The sequence below is a fragment of the Nocardia violaceofusca NBRC 14427 genome (assembly GCF_963869435.1).
Taxonomy (GTDB): Bacteria; Actinomycetota; Actinomycetes; order Mycobacteriales; family Mycobacteriaceae; genus Nocardia; species Nocardia aobensis.
Map to the genome: position 1 here is coordinate 405,511 of NZ_CAWMPM010000005.1, position 17,829 is coordinate 423,339.

The window sequence follows — 17,829 nt, forward strand, 5'->3', positions numbered from 1 at the left end:
GTCGTATCGAAACTTTCGGATCGAGGGAGCTGCGTCGGTCCCAGGGTCGGCTCGGGTGTGAGTATGCAGGAGGCTCTCCGAGCGCCCGTCGGCAACACGCCGTTCCCCGGGTTCGCGCAGGTGGGCGTGCGCGTACTCCACACGAGCCGATCGGACTCGGGCGGATGCTGCGCGTCCGGATCTCCGCTCGCTCGCGCCGGGACCACCGCGCGAGGGCCCGGGTCTTCGCGGACCGGCAGGGCGCAGCGTCACCCGGGCGGTCCCGGACTGACCGGGACGGGTTCGGGTGCGTCGGTGTCGCCGACGCTGAAGACGCCACCGGTCATGGTGCCGGTATCGAGTTCGGCGATCGCGGCCGCGACCAGTTCGGTCGGCACCAGCGCGGGAAAGGAATTGGGGGCGACGGCATTCGCGCGGACCCCGAATTCGGCGAATTCCGCGGCGATATGCCTGGTCAGATGGTCGAGCGCGGCCTTGGTCGCGGAGTAGACGGCCTGTCCGCCGGAATAGACCCGGGAACCGGACAAGCTCGAGACGTTGACGATATTGCGATTACGCACCCGATTCTCGTCCCCGCGATGCAACCAGCAGCGTTGCGCGAGCCGCGTCGCCAGTCGCAGCGGCACCTCGACGTTCATCGCGAACTGCGGCGCGAGCGCGTTCAAGGCGGTGTCGCCGTCGACCAGCCCGTTCGGCTGTAGATCCAGATGCGCCGCATTGTTGACCAGCAGATCGACCGCGCCGAACTTCGCCAGTGCCAGATCCACCACGCGCTCGGCCTCGCCCTCGCGGGTCAGATCGGCGCGCACGACGAAGATGCGGGAGTCGTTCTCCGGAACCGGCTGCCACGGCTCCAGCGGATCGATGAACCATTCCTCCTGCGAGGGCGCGGCCGGAACCCGATTGCGGCAGACCGCCACGATGTCGTAGTTCCGGTAGTACGCGCGGCAGAACGCGTCGCCCAAACGCCCACCCGCCCCGGTGAGCAGGCACACTCGGCGGGCGTCACCAGTTGACAATGCGATCCCCTCCCCAGCGGCCGGCCGCCTGCTCCTTCGGCCGATGCAACCACATCACCACACTGCTGCGGCCCGCGGTGTTCGCGCCGAGGAAGGTGTGCCAGGACCGCGGCGTGCATTCGAACACGACCATCGAATTGTCCAAGGGCGGAACCACCACCGTCGGCGCCGCGTCCGCGGTGCCGACATCGGCGAACAGTCCCGTCTCGCCGCCGTCGCCCGGCTGCCATTCTCCGTTGCAGAGATAGAAGAGCACCGCGACCGCGCGCACCATCTCGCGGGCAGGCACCCCGGCGGGCCGGGCACCGGACTTCAGATCGATATCGTCTGCCGGCAGACCGACCGCCTCCGGACCCGGTTCCACCCCCGGGAACCAGGCCGGGGTGAGGTCGTGGTGCGGCCAGCCGCGCGGACTCCCCGGCGGATGATGGTGCAGCGAGCCCTCCACATCGCCGCTGGCCGAGACGCCCGCGACCCGTTCGATCAGGTCGTGCCAGGCGCGCGACAGGAAGACCTCGAGCGGGCCGTTGCGCATCCGGGTCAGGCTCGCCCCCGAGGCGCCGTATCCCGCGGCGACGGGAGCGAACAGATCCGGGCGCTCGGTGCGCACCCGGTCGAATTCGGCCGCGAGCCGCTGATAGAACTCGGCGACGAAGACGTCACGAACGTAGACGTGGGGGAAGGGGCGGGTGCGGCGAATCCATCGCCGATGTGCCAGCAGATCGATGAACCAGCGCGGCAACGGCGCCTCGGACAACATACAAGCTCCCTCCCGGACTACCCCGCCGATCTTATTGCCTTCCCGGTACCGCGCCGAGTTCGTCCCGGTTTGTGCAACCATCACCCGGTGGTGCGCGACGTTCGGGTCTGTTTCGTGGGGGATTCTCTGGTTGCGGGACTGGGAGATCCGCAATGTCTCGGCTGGGCCGGCCGCCTCGCCGGCCGCGCGACAGCGGCCGGAATACCGCTGACCTATTACAACCTCGGGGTGCGACGCCAGACCTCCTCCGATATCGCCGCCCGCTGGGAAGCCGAATGCGGGCAGCGATTATCCGGCGAGGTCGACGCGCGAGTCGTCTTCTCCTTCGGCGTCAACGACACGCTCTGGGAGAACGAGGCGATCCGGGTGCCGGCCGAGGAGTCCGCGGCCAATCTCCGCCGCATGCTGCGCCGCTGCGCAGAACTCGAATGGACCGTCCTGGTGGTCGCGCCGCCGCCCGGTATCGACGACGAACAGAACACGCGCACAATCGAATTGGATGATCGATTCACCGACATGTGCGCCCGCGAACACGTTCAGTACCTTCGCGTTCACCAACCGCTGCGCCACAACGACATCTGGATGCGCGAACTGCGCGACGGCGACGGCTACCATCCCGGCGCGCCGGGCTACGAGCAGCTGGCCGCGATGATCGGCCCGCACTGGCTGCAATGGCTGACCGAACCCCGCACTCGGCTCCCGACGGTGAGCTGATTCGCGGATTTCTCCGCACCGATTAGTTAGCGTTGTTGTCGGAGTCTTCATGGTTCGAACGCATCGGCCGACCGGGCCGGTGACAGGTTGCAGAGGAGCAGGTCAATCATGGGGAAGATCGTTGTCGCCGAATTCGTTTCGCTGGACGGATTCATCCAGGATCCACTGTGGACCGCACCGTTCTGGTGCGACGGCATCGCGAACTACAAATCCGGTGAGCTGGAGGCGGTCGACGCCTTGCTGCTGGGTCGCACCACGTATCAGATGTTCGCCGCGTCCTGGCCGGACCACCCGGAGGAGGGTGCGTACAAGGACAAGATGAACAGCATGTCCAAGTATGTGGCGACCGATTCGCTGCGCGATCTGGAGTGGAACGCTCAGCGCATCGAGGGCGATCTCGCCGCCGGCATCGCGAAACTGCGGACCGAGCAGAACCTGCTCGTCTTCGGCAGCGCCTCGCTGGTGAAGTACCTGCGCGAACACGAACTGGTCGACGAGTACCGCCTGGTCGTCTACCCCGTCCTCCTGGGCAGCGGGCTGCGGCTGTTCGAGACCGTCGAGCCCGAAGCCACCCTCGCCCTCGCCGACTCCGAGGTGCTCGACAACGGCGTCGTCCTGACCACCTACCGGGTCACCGCCAATTCGGTGGTGCGACCGAGCTTCGGCTGACCGGTTCGCGGTTCACTCGCGGTGGCGGACGATATTCAGCACGTTGCCGTCCGGAGCGCGAACCAGGAACCGGCGAACTCCCCACGGTTCGGTGGTCAGCGGATGGACGATCTCGTAGCCGAGCCGCCGCGCCTCCGCATAGGCCGCGTCGACGTCGTCGACCAGCACCGATGCGACGGAGTCGGCGGGCGCGGCCGCGTCCTGGGTGACGAGCTGGATGTTGGCGCCGCTGTCCGGCGAGGTGTATCGGGCCACCCAGCCCATGTTGAATTCCTCGGTGCTCAGACCGAGGAAATCGGTGTAGAAGCCGCGGGCGGCCTCGATATCGGCCACTCGAAGATTGGTGATGATGCGATGGGTGCGCATGCGGTCCTCCTGTCCGCCGGGCGATGACGCTAGTCCGATACCGGGGTGGTGCGGCCCGTGATCTCCAGAACCGCCATGGCCGCGTTGTGGCCGCCGATCCCGCTCACTCCACCGCCGCGGACCGCGCCGGCGCCGCACAGGAAGATGTTGCGATGGCCCGTGCGGACGCCCCAGCGAGCGGCGGGTGCGGCATCGTCGTCGGTGCGATACGGAAAATCCAGGTCGCCGTGGAAGATATGGCCGCGCGGCAGGCCTAGTTCGGCTTCCAGTTCCAGCGGCGTTCGGGCTTCGATACACGGGTCGCCGTTCGCATCAGCGGCGAGACAGCCGGAAATCGGCTCGGCCAGTACGGAATCCAGCTCACGCAGTGTCGATGCGAGCAGTTCGTCGCGAGATCCGCGCTCGAAAAGGTTTGCCGGAGTGTGCAAACCGAACAGGGTCAGCGTATGCATGCCACGTTCAGCGGCGTCGGAACTCAGAATCGACGGGTCCGTCAACGTATGGCAGTAGATCTCCGACGGCGGGGCGCTCGGGAAGCGCCCGGAGGCCGCCTCGCGATATGCCCGTTCGAGCCGGCCGTATCCCTCCGCGATATGGAACGTGCCCGAAAACGCCTCGCGCGGATCGATATCGGTGCGCAGGCGGGGAAGCCGGCGCAGCAGCATGTTCACCTTGAACTGACTGCCCTCGGGCATCGCGTCGACCGGCTCGCCCATCAGCCGGGCGAGGGTTGCCGGCGCCGCGTTGACCAGGACGTGGCGGGCGTCCGCCAGAGCGGATTCGTCCGGCGTCTCGAACCGCACCTGTGCTGTGTCGCCGTCGGTGTCGATACCGGTCACCGTGCACGAGGTGCGCAGGTGCGCGCCTGCCCGCCGGGCCGCATCGGCGAGGGCATCGGTGAGCGCGCCCATCCCGCCGACCGGAACGTTCCACTCGCCGGTCCCGTTGCCGATCACGTGGTAGAGGAAGCAGCGATTCTGCCGCAGCTCCGGATCGTGCGCGTGCGTGAACGTGCCGATCAGCGCATCGGTGAAGACCACTCCGCGCACCGTGTCGTCGCGGAATCGCGCCTCGACGGTTTCGCCGAGCGGCCGCTCGAACAGCATCTCCCAGGTATCCGGATCGTCGAGCGCCCGCCGCAGTTCGGCACGGGTGGGCAGCGGCCGCAGCATCGTGGGGAAGATCTTCTGCGCGGCTCGCGCGGTCGTCGCGTAGAACTGTTGCCACGCTGCGAAATCCGCATCGGATCCGGTGACCCGGCGGAAGCTCTCGCGAGTTCGTCCGGCATCGGCGGTATCGATGAGCAGTCCGGTGTCGCCGACCGGCGTGTACGACGAGATCCGCCGCTCGCGGGTTCGGAACCGCAGTTCCAGATCCCGGACGATCCGGTCGGGAAGCAGGCTCACCAGATACGAATAGCGCGACAGGCGCGCATCGACTCCGGCGAACACCCGTTCCGATACCGCCGCGCCACCGGTGTGGTCCTGCCGCTCGAGCACCAGCACCGACAGTCCGGCGCGCGCCAGATACGCCGCGGCCACCAGTCCGTTGTGCCCGCCGCCGACGATGACGACGTCATAGGAGTCGCGCATCAGCCCTGGATATCACGAATCCGCGCGACCCGCGTCCGATCCGCCGGGTGTCGCTGACTTACGAACCAGCAGATATCCGTGCGGACACCGCTCGTCGGGCTCCGGCGGGCGCACCGTCCGGACCACCGGGACGAACCCGTGCGACCGCAACATCTCCGCCAGTTTCTCGGGCGACCACCGCACCACCGGCGCCACCTTGTGGTCGTAGGGTTGCCGGTCGGCGCCGTCGTCGGCGGCCTGAAACGCCAGCATCAGATAGCCGTCCGCGGCCAGCGCCCGCGCGAATTCCGCGAACAGATCCGGCAATTGCTCCGGCGGCATATGAATGATGCTGTACCAGGCCACGATTGCGCCGAGGCCGCCGTCGGCGACATCCAGCTTCTCCATCGACCGGTGCTCGAATCGCAGGTGCGGATGAACCTCGCGGGCCATCCGGATCATCTCCGCCGACGCGTCGAGGCCGAAGGTGTTCAGTCCCAACGCATCCAGATGCCCGGTGATCCGGCCCGGCCCACATCCCAGATCCGCCACCGGACCGCGGTCCTCGGCCCGCACCAACTCCGCGAACAATCCCAGCATCGCCCGATCGATCGGTGCGTTCACCATCGCATCCCGGAAGAGGCCGGTATAGAGCTCCGCCACCTCGTCGTACGCCGCCGCCACCGCATCGGAATTCGCACTCACTCCGGCAGCCTACCGACGCCGATCCCCGGCCGGCGCGTGGTTTCGGCGCGTAGGGTCGCGGCATGGCCACCTCGACGCAGCACCGGGAGGCGGACGGATGAGGACGCTCACCTCCCGCATCGTGTATCGCAATCCCTGGATCGAGGTCCGCGAGGACAGTATTCGCCGCGCCGACGGCTCCACCGGCATCTACGGCGTGGTGCACCGCGCCGAATTCGCCGTGGTGGTACCGCTGGCGGGCGATCGGCTGCATTTGGTCGAACAGTTCAGATATCCACTGGGACAACGGTGTTGGGAGTTCCCCGCGGGTGCGCTACCGGGCGGCGAGACCGGCGACCCGGTGGAGATCGCCCGCCGGGAACTGCGCGAGGAGACCGGCCTGCGTGCCGCCGACCTGACCCACCTCGGCATCCTCGACGCCGCCCCGGCCACACTCGCCCAGCGCGGCCACGCCTATCTGGCGACCGGCCTCACCGCGGGCGAACCCGACCGTGAACCCGAGGAACAGGACATGCGCTCGCGGTGGTTCGACCGCGACATCGTCGAACGGATGATCCGCACCGGCGAAATCACCGACTCGCAGACCATCGCCGCCTACGGTCTGCTCCTGCTCCACGAGCGCCGCTGATTCGGCGTCACTCAACGCTTCCGAGCGCGGAACACGCTGTCCTGCAGCGTGATCGACTCGCCGCTCGAACGAACGACGGACCGCGTCCGGGTCTCGACCAACCGGATATCCCAGCGATCCGGCGCCAATCCGGCGGCGATCTGTTCGGCGGTGACGTGCACATGGGCAGCGGAGGTGTGCGCGGCCGACTCGTGGTCACCGGGGGCGTGGCCGACGATGAACAGCGTGCCGCCCGGTGCCACCGCGCCGGCGAGGCGCTCGAACAGGGCGTCGTTCGAATCGGCCGGATGCACGTAGCACGCGCAGACCAGGTCGAAGCGGTCGATGCCCGCGTCCCACTCCGTCAGATCCGCTGCGTGCCAATCGATCCGGTCGGCGATCTCGTGACCGGCCCGACCGGCCTTCACCCGCCCGCGCGCGACGGCCGCCGCCGCGATGTCGACGGCGGTGACGTGCCAGCCGCGTTCGGCCAGCCAGATCGCCTCCGCCCCCTCACCGCAGCCGGCGTCCAGGGCCGTGCCGGGCGGCAGGTCGGCGAGTTCGCCGGTGAGGTGGGGATTGGGTTCGCTCGCGGAGGCCGAACCGGCACCGTGGTAGCGCTGTTCCCAATAGCGCCGGTCGAATTCACGTCCGCCGGAGCTGTGCTCGTGATGTGCGTGCCCGCCCGTCGTGTCAGTGCCGTTCGTGTCACTGCCGTTCGTGTCAGTGCCGTTCGTGTTACTGCCGTTCATGTCGACTCCTTCGCCGGGGCGCGAGTTCACAGGCCGTGCCGCCGATCGCCGAGCACGCGCTCGGTCAGGGCGCTCTCATCGTCGGCGGAGAATCCGCGCCGGTGGCGCTCCACGGCCCGGCGCGTCTCCTCCTCCACCAGGTCGGCATTGATCTGCGCGGCCGCGAACGCACCCGCGGCGGCCGCCGCACCCACCTGCGCGCTCAGGTCGGTGACATTGCCCGCCGCCCATACGCCCGCGACGTCGGTGCGGCCCATCGCGTCCGTCGGAATGTATTCGCCTGCGCCCGAAGGATGTTCGACGGGCTCGAGTCCGAGTTTGCGAAGGATCTCGCTCCGCGCGACCATGCGCGGGCCGACGGTGATCACCTCGCGCGCCACCACCGTCCCGTCGGCGAGCCGCACGCCGGTGATGTGGTCGCCGGCGATCTCCAGTGCCGCCACCTCCCCGGTGACGACCGCGATGCCGCGCGCGGCGAGCTTTTCCGCCGCTTCGGCGCCGGGGGCGTCCATGGTGTGGGTGAACAGGACGACATCATCGGTCCACTGCCGGAACAGCAGCGCACCGTGAACCGACATCGGACCGTTGGCGATCACGCCGATCCCGCGGTCGCGCACCTCCCAGCCGTGGCAGTACGGACAGTGCACGACATCGCGACCCCAGCGTTCCCGCAGGCCCGCGACATCCGGGATCTCGTCGACCAATCCGGTGGTCACCAGCAGCCGGCGCGCTCGCACGGTCCGCCCGTCGGCGAGTTCGAGCAGGAATTCGCCGTCCTCGCGGATCGCGCCGGTGATCTCACCCGACACGATGTGCCCGCCGTAGCCGCGCACCTCGGTGCGGCCGCGGGCGAGCAGTTCCGCCGGCGGCATCCCCTCCCGGCCGAGCAGTCCGTGCACCCCGTCGGCCGGGGCGTTGCGGGGCGCGCCGGCATCGACCACCGCCACCGATCGGCGGGCCCGCGCCAGCATCAACGCGCCGTTCAACCCGGCCGCCCCACCGCCGACGATCACCACGTCGTAGTCGCTGTTCAGCTCATCGGTCACCATGACCACCTCCTGGCGTCCACCGTGCCCGACAGACCGGAAATCTGGCAAACATCTTTGCTGAAATGGCAAACTGGGGTCATGGACGACCACCTGGACCGCGCGCTCGACGCCGTGGGCCCACGGCTGCGCGCGCTGCGACACCAACGCCAGACCACGCTCGCCGATCTGTCCGCGACGACCGGCATCTCGGTGAGCACCCTGTCCCGGCTGGAATCGGGTGCCCGCAAGCCGACCCTCGAACTGCTGCTGCCGCTGGCCCGCGCGCACGGCGTCACCCTCGACGAACTCGTCGACGCCCCACCCACCGGCGATCCGCGCATCCATCTGCGGCCGATCACCCGGCACGGTATGACCATGCTGCCGCTGACCCGGCGCGCGGGCGGCATTCAGGCCTACAAGATGGTGATCCACCCCGAGAACCGCCGCGGTGAACCCGATCCGCAGACCCACGAGGGCTACGAGTGGCTGTACGTCCTCAATGGCCGCCTCCGCCTGATCCTCGGCGAACACGACCTGGTGCTGTCTCCCGGTGAGGCGGCCGAATTCGACACCCGGGTCCCGCACTGGTTCGGCCCGGCCGACGAACGGTCCGTCGAATTCCTCAGTCTCTTCGGCAAACAGGGCGAGCGCGCCCATGTGCGGGCCCGCCCCGCAACCAGCGGAGACTGACGGTCAGCGTCCGGCCATATCCAGCGCGGCCAGATGGCTGAACAGCACCGACGCTCCGATCGGATTGCCGCCGCCGGGATAGACGGTCCCGCTCACCGCGGCCATCGTGTTGCCCGCGGCGTACAGCCCGGGAATCGGTGTGCCGGATTCGTTCAGCACCCGCGCGGCCGTATCGGTGCGCAGTCCGCCCTTGGTGCCCAGATCGGAGATGCCGAAGGCCGCGGCGTGGAAAGGTCCCTTCCGAATCGGCACCAGCGGTGATTTGCCCTCCGAGAAGGCGCGGTCGTAGGCCTCGTCGCCGCGGCCGAAATCCTCGTCGACGCCGCGGTCGGCGAAGGCGTTGAACCGGTCCACGGTCTCGACCAGCGCCTGCGCCGGAATGCCGATCTTCTCGGCGAGTTCTTCCAGGGTCGCCGCACTGTGCCGCAGCCCCGCGCGCACGTACTCCTCGTGGTCGACCATCGGGACGTTGCTGGCCTGCACCGGTGGTACCGGGCCGGCACTGTCGTCGTAGATCATCCAGAACGGGAGCGTCATCGCACCCTCGTCCAGGCGCGTGATGATGTCGCGGCCCAGCCGGTCGTAGGGCGCGGATTCGTTGACGAAACGCTGCCCCGCCCCGTCGACGAAAATGCCCCCGGTGAACCACAGCGCGAAGGCCGCACGGCCGTCGGGATGGATCATTCCCGGCGACCACCACGCCTGATCCATCAGATCGGTATCGGCGCCGACCGCCATCCCGGCCTCGTGCGCCTTGCCCTGATTTCCCCAGGGCCCCATGGTGTCGCGAGCCTCGCCGGGGACGCCGAAGCGCCGGCGCAGGTCGTCGTTGCCTTCGAAACCGCCGGCCGCCAGCAGAACTCCCTTGCGGGCCCGGATCGCGACCCGCGTGCCCTCGCGTTCCACGATCGCGCCGACCACCGCGCCGTCCTCGGTGACCAGTTCGACGAGGGGAGTGTTCAGCTGCAACGAGACGTCGGGAAACTTCGACAGCGCCAGCAGGAACCGCCCGACCAGGGCGCGGCCGCCGATCAGATATTTCGGCTGCGGCTCGCCCAGCCGGTCGGTGCCCAGCGGGCCGCGCACGGCGGTGGCGAGGTCCCCGAGAGTCGCGGCGGGCAGCGGTGCGGGAACGATATGCCGCTTACCGTCGGTGCGAGCCTTGGGCGCCGCCCCGAAATAATCCGGCCACGGGAACATCTGGAATTCGAAACTGTCGTCGCTCTCCAGGTATTCGATCACCCGGGCGCCGTTGTGGATATAGGTCTCCTGCAGGTCGGCCGGCGTCCGATCGCCCACGACCGCGCGGAAATAGGTGAGCGCGTCCTCGAAGGTGTCGTCCACCCCGGCCCGTTGCAGCACCGGATTGCACGGAAACCACACTCCGCCGCCGCCGGAATACGAGGTGGTGCCGCCGAATTTCTCGGTCGCCTCCACCACGGCCACCGAAAGTCCTTCCCGCGCCGCGGTATAGGCGCCGGCCAAACCGCCACCCGAACCCGCGACCAGTACATCGACTTCTTCGTTCCAGTCCGTCACCGCACACTCCCAGCACTCGTCTGTGCTCACGGTAAGCGTTCGGCGCCTACGCGTCACCGAAGATCCCGATGGGCAGGAACGTCGTGGTCACAGCCGCCGATCCGTGCCACCGCGATACAACCGGCGGTTGTGGCGAAGTGCGTGTCGGTTGTTTGCGCGGCGCCCGGACCGATTGCTTCGATCACCTCGATGACGAATCGTTCGCTGGGCACCTCGTTCACCCGGCTCTGGACCGCCTACGCGGTGAGCACCTTCGGCACCTGCCTGGCCCTGGATGCCCTACCGCTGATCGCGATACGCGTGCTGCATGCCGAACCGGGTGCGGTCTCCGCCTTGGCCGCCGCCGGATTGGCGGTCGGCGTGGTGCTCGCCGTCCCGCTCGGTCCCTGGGTCGAGTACCGCCCGAAGCGTCCGGTGATGGTCGCGACGGATCTGCTGCGGTTCGCTGCCATGCTGAGTATTCCGGTCGCCTTCGCGTGCGGCGTGCTCGGTTACGCGCAACTGCTGATCGTCTCCGTCGTGATGGCGGCGGCCGATATCGCCTTCCGCGCGGCGAGCGGCGCCTACCTGAAAAATATTGTCCCGCAAGAGGATCTGCTCGTCGCCAACGGCAGATTCGAATCGACCACGTGGACCGCGACCGCATTGGGACCGCCGCTGGGCGGCACCGCGATCGGGCTGTTCGGCCCGGTCACGACCGTCCTCGCGGACGCGTGCAGTTATCTGCTGTCCGCCGCGGCGCTCGGCTCGATCCGCGCCGGCGAACCGCAGCCGGATCGCGGGAGGGTCGCGCGCACCCGCGCCGCCGATCTGTTCGCGGGCTGGCGCTATCTGCTCACCCATCCGGTGCTGCGACCGCTGTTCCTCAACTCGGTCGCGGTGAACGGGCTGATCATGGCGACCGCGCCGGTCGTGGCCGTGCTGATGCTCGGCAGCCTCGGTTTTCCCGCCTGGCAGTACGGGCTGGCGTTCGGAATCCCCTGCCTGGCGGGCCTGCTCGGCTCCCGGCTGTCGCCCCGACTGGTTCGGCGGTACGGGGAACGCCGGATCCTCCTGGTCGCGGGCAGTCTGCGGGCCTGCTGGCCGATCGGATTGGCGGGTATCACCGCGGGGCTCGGGGGCCTGATGCTGGTGATCGTCGTCGAGGCCGGCCTCATCGCGAGCATCGGAATCTTCAACCCGGTGATGGCCACCTCCCGCCTGCGGCACACCGAATCGGGATCGGTCGCACGCGTGCTGACCGCGTGGTCGATCACCGGTAAGGCCACCACCGCGATACTCACCGCGCTCTGGGGCGTGCTGGCCCAACTTACGGGCCCCCGCACCGCACTCGCCGTGGCGGGCGTGTTGTTGCTGGCCACGCCGCTGCTGCTGTTCCGAGGCGGATACGACGACGCGGACAGGGCGGCGGAACCGTCGCAGTCGCCGACGGCACCGGAGCCGCTGCGACAGGGGTGACCAGCGCTCCGAGTGATCAGCGCTCCGAGTGACCAGCGCCACAGTGCCGCGCCGCGCTTCGGCGCCTAAATTCGTTAATTAGCGAAATGCCGAAGGATGGTGGATGTGCGTGACAGCGGATCGGTTCGCGTGGAGGACCTCGCCGAGCTGAACGAGGCCGAATGCGAGATGCTCGAGGAATGCAAGGCCCTGGCCAACCGGACCCGGCTGCAGATCCTGCACTGGCTCAAGGAGCCGCACGCGAATTTCGCTGAGCTGGACCGAGATTCGGCCGAACTCGGCGTCTGTGTCGGACTGATCCAGCGGCGGGCCGGAACGTCGGCCTCGACCATCTCGGCCCATCTGGCGGTACTGCAGCGCGCGGGATTCCTCATCGCCACCCGGCGCGGGCAGTGGACCTACTACCGCCGCGACGAGGCCCGCATCCGGCACTTCACCGACCGACTACACCGCGTGCTCTGATCCACGCACTCCGAATACGAAAGGCAGCGATCATGCCTACCGCGACTGTGCCCACCGCCCTGTCCATCCTCGACCTGGCGTCGGTGGCCCCCGGCGCGACCGCACGCGAGAGCTTCGCCAACAGCGTCGCCCTCGCCCAGGCCGCCGAGCGCAGCGGATATCGGCGCGTCTGGTACGCCGAACATCACAACATGCGCTCCATCGCGTCGAGCGCCACCAGTGTGCTCATCGGCCACGTCGCCGAACACACCGAGACCATCCGGCTCGGCGCGGGCGGCATCATGCTGCCCAACCATTCCCCGCTGGTCATCGCCGAACAGTTCGGCACCCTCGAAACGCTGTTCCCCGGCCGTATCGATCTCGGCCTCGGCCGCGCCCCCGGCAGCGATCAGAAGACGATGCTCGCCCTGCGCCGCGATCCGCACTCGGCCGACTCGTTCCCGCAGGACGTCCTAGAACTGCAGGGATATCTGAGCGGGCAGTCGCGCATCCCCGGTGTGCAGGCGGTGCCGCGCGCGGAAGGCATTGTGCCGCTCTACATTCTGGGTTCCTCGCTGTTCGGCGCACAGCTCGCGGCGCATCTCGGCCTGCCGTACGCCTTCGCCTCGCACTTCGCGCCGGATGCGCTCCACCAGGCGGTCGAGGTCTATCGCGAGAAGTTCCAGGCCTCCGAGCAGCTCGCCGAACCGTATGTGATGGCCGGCATCAACGTCTTCGCCGCCGAGACCCACGACGAGGCGATCGAGCAGAAGACCGTCTCCTACCGGGCCCGCGCCCGCATGATGATCTCCCGCGGCGCCGGCACGGCAACCTTCACCGACGAGGAGATCGACGCCTTCCTCGCCTCGCCCAACGGTGCCCAGCTGGCCTCGATGACGCGCTACACCGCCGCCGGCACTCCGGACGAAGTACGCGACCACCTCGATGAATTCGCCACCTCGATCGGCGCCGACGAGCTGATCCTCGTCCACCACGCCACCGATATCGCCGACCGGGTCCGATCCGTCGAACTGACCGCGGCCGCGATCCGCACCGAGCGAGCGGCCAACTGAAACGGCCGGGCCCGTGGCTACGGGCCCGGCCGTTACCGGCTCACCTGCGGTGACCGACTACCGCCACGGTCGTCTACTTCGTGGCCGTCGTGGTCGGTGCCGCCGACGTGGTGGTGGTCGGCTGCGTCGTCGTCGGCTGGGTGGTCGTCGGCTGGGTGGTGGGCGGTGCCGTGGTCTCGACCGGAGCCGCGACCTGGGTGCGAGCCGGCGGTTCGGCCGGTGCGACGGTCGTGGTCGTGGTGGGCGGGGCCGGCGTCGTGGTGGTCGGCGCCGTGCCGGTGGTCGTCGGCGTCGCGGTTGTCGGCGCCGGCTGCGTGGTGGTGGCGGCGGGACTCGTCGTGGTGGCCGCCTTGGTGTCGGCCGCCTTGCTGTCCTGGACGGTCTTGTACGCCGCCTGGACGTCGGCCTGGGTCGGCTGCGACTTGGTGTCGATCTGCTGACCCGCCTGCGCCTGCTGCGCCAAGTGGGTGAGCCACGCCGCCGCGTATTCGGCCGAACTCATCGGCTTGCCGTTCGCGGCGTCGGAGTCGCGCCAGTAATCGAAGTGGTGGCCGGTGCCGTTGGGGCCGAGGGTCAGCTGGTACGGATCACTCATGATCACCGGGATCGTGTTCTGGTTGGTGACGATCAGGCCGATGATCTCGTTGAGAACCTTCTGCGGCAGATATGCCAGCGGCGCCATCTGCTCGGTCGAAATCGACTGTGCCGGAGTGGGTGCGGGCGGATTGTCGCCCGGCTTGTAGCCCGGTTCGGACACCTTCAGCAGCACCTGCAGGAAGGTCTCGTTACTGGCCATCCAATTCGGCTGCGACGCGATGTAGGAGAAGGCGTTCATCGCTATCCGGCCGAGTGTGACCGCCACGTCCTGACCCGTCGCGGGCGTCAGCCCCTCGTTCTGCAGGTTGTCGACGTTCAATTGCCGGCCCACGTTCGCGGCCAGCTGCAGCAGCGAAATGTTCTGCGGCGCAGCGCAAGTGAGGTCGCCCTCGGAGCAGAACGAGGCAACCTTGCCGTTCAGCGCGCCGAAGTCGCCCGCCTGATCCGGCAGCGCGCCCTGTCCGGAGATCGGCTTGTTGCCGTTCTGGTAGTTCTGACCGAAGCCGTCGGGATGATTCGGATCCTTGGCGCCGGGGAAGGGGCCGTCGCCCGCGGTCCGTCCGGCATCGGCCAGAATCACCACGCCCAGAACGTTTTTCGGGTCGACGACATCGTATTTGCCGTCGGCGCCGGGCTCGTCGTGACCGATGCCCATGGCCACGCGGCGCGCGACGTCGGCGCCTTCGCTGTAACCGACGATGGAGAATTTGGTGTCGGGGCAGGCCTGCGCGATGTCGTGCATGACCTTCTCGGCATTGGCCACACCGGTGTCGACGGCCTGCTCGTAGGTGCTCATATTCGCCGGATAGGCGATGTACACCGCGGCGTAGGAACCCGGATCCACCTTGTCGGCGGGTGCGTTGACCACCGGATCGACCCAGTGGCTGCTGTAGTCACCCGACAGCGCCGCGGGCAGCGCGTTGCCGTTCGCGTCGACCAGCATGGCGGTCTTGTTCGGGTCCGGGCTGTCGTTGCGTCCGGCCACCGAGATGGTCACCATGTCATGACATTCGGTGACCGACGAGGTGAGCCGCGTATCGCGGGTCTCGGGCGTCGCCATCAGGCCCCACGAGGCCGCGACAATGGCCGCCACCCCCAAAACTGCTGGTCCGGCGGCCGCAGAGGCGATGCGGTGCCGTTTGATGAACTCGCGAAGAGCCATGTCCTGATCCCCAATTCGGTCCGACAAGAAAGCGGGACAGGCCCCCCGACGGGCCGTGTGTGTCACGAGAGGTGTCGGGAACCGCATGGCGAGCGTTACCAGCCGGAACAGTTCTGTGATCTGAACCGCGGCGTGTAAACGCGGAGGCCGCCCGCAGCGATAACGCGTTTTCCGCCCCATGGCGAGGTCCGCCGCTTTGACGATCCGGCAAATTTCTTTGCGTCGAGGGCGGTGCACTGGGCACGGTGAACGCGTGGACAACGGGTTCGAACCGGTAGTGGCGGCGCTGGGACCACGGCTGCGCGAACTGCGCCGACGCAGCGGCCGGACGCTGACCGAGCTTTCCGCCGGGACAGCGATTCCGGTCAGCACGCTGTCGCGGCTCGAGTCGGGGCAGCGCAGACCCGGCCTCGAACAGTTGCTGGCACTCGCCCAGGCCTACCGCATTCCGCTGGACGAACTGGTCGGCGCCCCGGCGAGCGGTGACCCCCGCGTCTATCCACAACCGTTCACCCGCGACGGTATGACCGTCATCCCGCTGGCTCGCAATCCCGGTGGTCTGCAGGTGTTCCGCCAGATCCTGCCCGCCGGAGGCAGCCACCGCGAACCGGCGCCGCGCTCGCACGAGGGCTACCACTGGCTGTATGTGCTCGACGGCCGGTTGCGCGTGGTGCTCGGCGATCAGGACCTGGTTCTCGGTACCGGCGAGGTCGCCGAATTCGACACTCACCTCCCGCACTGGTTCGGCAACGCCGACACCCGCGCGGTCGAATTCCTCAGCATCCTCGGCCCCCAGGGTGAACGCTTCCACCTGCGAGCGCGCTACCGCCCGAACTGAATTCGCCACATCCGGCCGCTCGTACGAATCGCTCGTACCATGGCGGCATGCCTGTGCAGCCGGTGGTGCTGGCCGGTGCCGTGATGGACCTCGCGGTCCCGGCCGGGCGCGGCATGCCGGGCGTGAGTATGGCCGGGTTCCGGGGAAGAGCTGGCGAAACGGTCGGTCTGCAGATGATCCCGTATCCGGCGCTGACGATTTTCGTCGATTTCGGTGACGCGCTGGTCGTCGACGGTGTGCGCGGTCAGCGCACGGACGGCCCCCTCGTGGTCGGCCTGCCCCGCGGCGCGCTGCGGGGTTCGGGCCGCGCCGTCGACCTCCTGCAGATCCGGCTCTCTCCGGTGGTCGCCCACGCGGTGCTCGGTGCGGGTGCGGAACTGAACGGGATGGTGGTCGGGCTGGGCGAACTGTGGGGTGGCGATGCCGCGCGAATCCAGGAGCGACTGCGTGCCGCGCGGTCGTGGGATACGCGCTTCGCGATGGCGCACGCCGCACTCGCTCGGCGGCTGGCCACCGGCCCGGAGGTGGATCCGGAGGTCGAATTCGTCTGGCGCCGACTGTCGCACAGCCGCGGCCGCGCCCGGATCGAACCACTGGCGGCCGAGGTCGGCTGGAGCCGTCAGCGGCTGTGGTCGCGCTTCCGCGCCCAGATCGGGATCACGCCCAAACAGAGCGCCCGGCTGGTGCGGTTCGACCACGTGGCCCACCGACTCGCCGCCGGCCACCGCCCCGCCCGGGTCGCCGCAGAAACCGGTTTCGTCGACCAGTCCCACCTCCATCGCGACATCGCCGAGTTCGCGGGAATGACCACCTCGGCCGTAGCCACCGCCCCATGGCTCTCGGTCGACCACATAGCCTGGCCCACCCGGCTGCCCGCCAGGTGATCACCGAAGACCGATATCTGTTCGGCTGGTGAAGCGCTCGTCGGCGGGCGTCGATCACCCGTATCCGGACATAGCGATTCATCAGATAGTGTTGCGGCAGAACAGGATGTCTATCGAGGGGGCGTGATGTCCGAGCCTGAGCCTATCGGTCGAGCTCACGAAGATCCGCAACTGCTGGGCCGGATAGCGCAGGCCGCCTCGGCGGCGGACCTGGGGGCACACAAGTCGGCACATCCTGCACTGCATCCGGTGCATCGCAAGAATATTCGGTGGCTTGCCATCGCCACGCCTGTCCTGGCGCTCGTGACGCTGGTGGGTGTGCTCGTGAACGGTAACTGGTGGTTTCTCACGGGACTACTGGCGCTGGGCTTCGGCCTGGGTCTGGTGGGAAACGTGGTCACCGCGCGCCCGTTCTACGGGAAAGACCGCGGTGTCAGGCTCGATTTGTACACCAACGGTCTGGTCTACGCGCACGGCGGCGGGCTGCATGTGGTTCGTTATGACCGAACGTCGGTTACAGCGTCGATCACCCATCATCGGCGCAACGGCTTGACCGCCTATCGGTATCACCTGATCGATCTCACCGGTACGCAGTTCCTGATGCTCGGTAACCTCGCGAATCCGCAATCCTGGGGGCCGGTGATTCAGGACGCCGTTGTCGATGCGCAGCTGGCGCCGACTTGGGCCGCGCTCGAGGCCGGGCAGCGAGTGCAATTCGGCGATCTGTGGATGACCGGCGCCGAGCTCGGCCGCCTCGACAAGGCCATCGCATGGGAGCGGATCGAGCGGGTGGACATCGACAACGGTGCGATCGCAGTGACCTTGGCCGGCAAGATCTGGCCAGGATTCACCGGCGCCGTCGGTGACATTCCGAATTTCCGCCTCTTCTACACGCTGGCGGAACATTCGATCCGACTGCGCGGTCGAGACGGCGTGAATCAGGTTTGATTGACGCT

General features: G+C 68.2%; 19 protein-coding genes. 10 read left to right on the forward strand and 9 right to left on the reverse strand.

Going from position 1 to position 17,829, the window contains the following annotated elements:
• Positions 1–248 precede the first annotated feature (248 nt).
• Complete coding sequence (locus AC5592_RS06455) at positions 249–1,019, reverse strand: SDR family NAD(P)-dependent oxidoreductase (RefSeq protein WP_232329220.1); 771 nt, start codon at positions 1,017–1,019, stop codon at positions 249–251.
• On the reverse strand, positions 1,006–1,779 hold the full coding sequence (locus AC5592_RS06460; RefSeq protein ID WP_063063661.1) for a 2OG-Fe(II) oxygenase family protein: 774 nt from the start codon (positions 1,777–1,779) through the stop codon (positions 1,006–1,008). The genes AC5592_RS06455 and AC5592_RS06460 overlap by 14 nt, the downstream gene beginning before the upstream one ends.
• Before the next feature lie 114 nt (positions 1,780–1,893).
• Between AC5592_RS06460 and AC5592_RS06465 the strand changes: the two genes are divergently transcribed.
• Together AC5592_RS06465 and AC5592_RS06470 are read left to right on the forward strand one after the other, a co-directional pair.
• On the forward strand, positions 1,894–2,493 hold the full coding sequence (locus AC5592_RS06465; RefSeq protein WP_232329221.1) for a GDSL-type esterase/lipase family protein: 600 nt from the start codon (positions 1,894–1,896) through the stop codon (positions 2,491–2,493).
• Between the two features lie 108 nt (positions 2,494–2,601).
• Complete coding sequence (locus AC5592_RS06470; protein ID WP_063063663.1) at positions 2,602–3,162, forward strand: dihydrofolate reductase family protein; 561 nt, start codon at positions 2,602–2,604, stop codon at positions 3,160–3,162.
• A gap of 12 nt (positions 3,163–3,174) precedes the next feature.
• Here the strand turns inward: AC5592_RS06470 and AC5592_RS06475 are convergent, their stop codons facing one another.
• The 3 genes from AC5592_RS06475 to AC5592_RS06485 are packed head-to-tail and all read right to left on the reverse strand — an operon-like array spanning position 3,175 to position 5,804.
• Positions 3,175–3,528, reverse strand: coding sequence for a glyoxalase superfamily protein (locus AC5592_RS06475; RefSeq protein ID WP_036507186.1), 354 nt, complete (start codon positions 3,526–3,528; stop codon positions 3,175–3,177).
• A gap of 29 nt (positions 3,529–3,557) precedes the next feature.
• Positions 3,558–5,120, reverse strand: a complete 1,563-nt coding sequence (locus tag AC5592_RS06480; RefSeq protein ID WP_063063664.1) for a phytoene desaturase family protein — start codon at positions 5,118–5,120, stop codon at positions 3,558–3,560.
• 12 nt (positions 5,121–5,132) lie between these two features.
• Positions 5,133–5,804 carry a class I SAM-dependent DNA methyltransferase gene (locus tag AC5592_RS06485; RefSeq protein ID WP_063063665.1) on the reverse strand — a complete coding sequence of 224 codons (672 nt, stop codon included), beginning with the start codon at positions 5,802–5,804 and terminating at the stop codon, positions 5,133–5,135.
• A gap of 97 nt (positions 5,805–5,901) precedes the next feature.
• Between AC5592_RS06485 and AC5592_RS06490 the strand changes: the two genes are divergently transcribed.
• Positions 5,902–6,432 (forward strand): NUDIX domain-containing protein, encoded by a 531-nt coding sequence (locus AC5592_RS06490; protein ID WP_063063666.1) that lies wholly within the window; start codon positions 5,902–5,904, stop codon positions 6,430–6,432.
• Positions 6,433–6,443: 11 nt separating this feature from the next.
• On the opposite strand, the gene AC5592_RS06495 is transcribed toward AC5592_RS06490, so the two are convergent.
• Together AC5592_RS06495 and AC5592_RS06500 are read right to left on the reverse strand one after the other, a co-directional pair.
• Complete coding sequence (locus tag AC5592_RS06495; RefSeq protein ID WP_084506417.1) at positions 6,444–7,163, reverse strand: class I SAM-dependent methyltransferase; 720 nt, start codon at positions 7,161–7,163, stop codon at positions 6,444–6,446.
• 26 nt (positions 7,164–7,189) lie between these two features.
• On the reverse strand, positions 7,190–8,212 hold the full coding sequence (locus AC5592_RS06500; RefSeq protein ID WP_063063706.1) for an NAD(P)/FAD-dependent oxidoreductase: 1,023 nt from the start codon (positions 8,210–8,212) through the stop codon (positions 7,190–7,192).
• Positions 8,213–8,290: 78 nt separating this feature from the next.
• Between AC5592_RS06500 and AC5592_RS06505 the strand changes: the two genes are divergently transcribed.
• On the forward strand, positions 8,291–8,881 hold the full coding sequence (locus AC5592_RS06505) for a helix-turn-helix domain-containing protein (RefSeq protein ID WP_036507174.1): 591 nt from the start codon (positions 8,291–8,293) through the stop codon (positions 8,879–8,881).
• A gap of 3 nt (positions 8,882–8,884) precedes the next feature.
• Here AC5592_RS06505 and AC5592_RS06510 read toward each other — a convergent pair whose 3' ends face one another.
• On the reverse strand, positions 8,885–10,420 hold the full coding sequence (locus AC5592_RS06510) for an FAD-binding protein (RefSeq protein ID WP_063063707.1): 1,536 nt from the start codon (positions 10,418–10,420) through the stop codon (positions 8,885–8,887).
• A 189-nt stretch (positions 10,421–10,609) separates the two neighbouring features.
• Here AC5592_RS06510 and AC5592_RS06515 point away from each other — a divergent pair, with 189 nt between their 5' ends.
• From AC5592_RS06515 to AC5592_RS06525, 3 genes are all read left to right on the forward strand, one after another.
• Positions 10,610–11,878 carry an MFS transporter gene (locus AC5592_RS06515; protein ID WP_063063667.1) on the forward strand — a complete coding sequence of 423 codons (1,269 nt, stop codon included), beginning with the start codon at positions 10,610–10,612 and terminating at the stop codon, positions 11,876–11,878.
• Between the two features lie 105 nt (positions 11,879–11,983).
• Positions 11,984–12,340 carry an ArsR/SmtB family transcription factor gene (locus tag AC5592_RS06520; RefSeq protein ID WP_232329222.1) on the forward strand — a complete coding sequence of 119 codons (357 nt, stop codon included), beginning with the start codon at positions 11,984–11,986 and terminating at the stop codon, positions 12,338–12,340.
• 47 nt (positions 12,341–12,387) lie between these two features.
• On the forward strand, positions 12,388–13,392 hold the full coding sequence (locus tag AC5592_RS06525; protein ID WP_086007317.1) for an LLM class flavin-dependent oxidoreductase: 1,005 nt from the start codon (positions 12,388–12,390) through the stop codon (positions 13,390–13,392).
• Positions 13,393–13,465: 73 nt separating this feature from the next.
• Here AC5592_RS06525 and AC5592_RS06530 read toward each other — a convergent pair whose 3' ends face one another.
• The gene (locus tag AC5592_RS06530; protein WP_036507164.1) at positions 13,466–15,151 is read right to left on the reverse strand and encodes a cutinase family protein; all 1,686 of its coding nucleotides are present in this window, start codon (positions 15,149–15,151) and stop codon (positions 13,466–13,468) included.
• 253 nt (positions 15,152–15,404) lie between these two features.
• Between AC5592_RS06530 and AC5592_RS06535 the strand changes: the two genes are divergently transcribed.
• The 3 genes from AC5592_RS06535 to AC5592_RS06545 all read left to right on the forward strand — a co-directional run bounded on the left by AC5592_RS06535 (position 15,405) and on the right by AC5592_RS06545 (position 17,821).
• Positions 15,405–15,989, forward strand: a complete 585-nt coding sequence (locus AC5592_RS06535) for a helix-turn-helix domain-containing protein (RefSeq protein ID WP_063063668.1) — start codon at positions 15,405–15,407, stop codon at positions 15,987–15,989.
• A gap of 47 nt (positions 15,990–16,036) precedes the next feature.
• Entirely contained in the window at positions 16,037–16,873 is an 837-nt protein-coding gene (locus AC5592_RS06540) for an AraC family transcriptional regulator (RefSeq protein ID WP_063063669.1), read from the forward strand.
• A 126-nt stretch (positions 16,874–16,999) separates the two neighbouring features.
• Positions 17,000–17,821 carry a DUF6585 family protein gene (locus tag AC5592_RS06545; RefSeq protein WP_036507158.1) on the forward strand — a complete coding sequence of 274 codons (822 nt, stop codon included), beginning with the start codon at positions 17,000–17,002 and terminating at the stop codon, positions 17,819–17,821.
• Positions 17,822–17,829 lie beyond the last annotated feature (8 nt).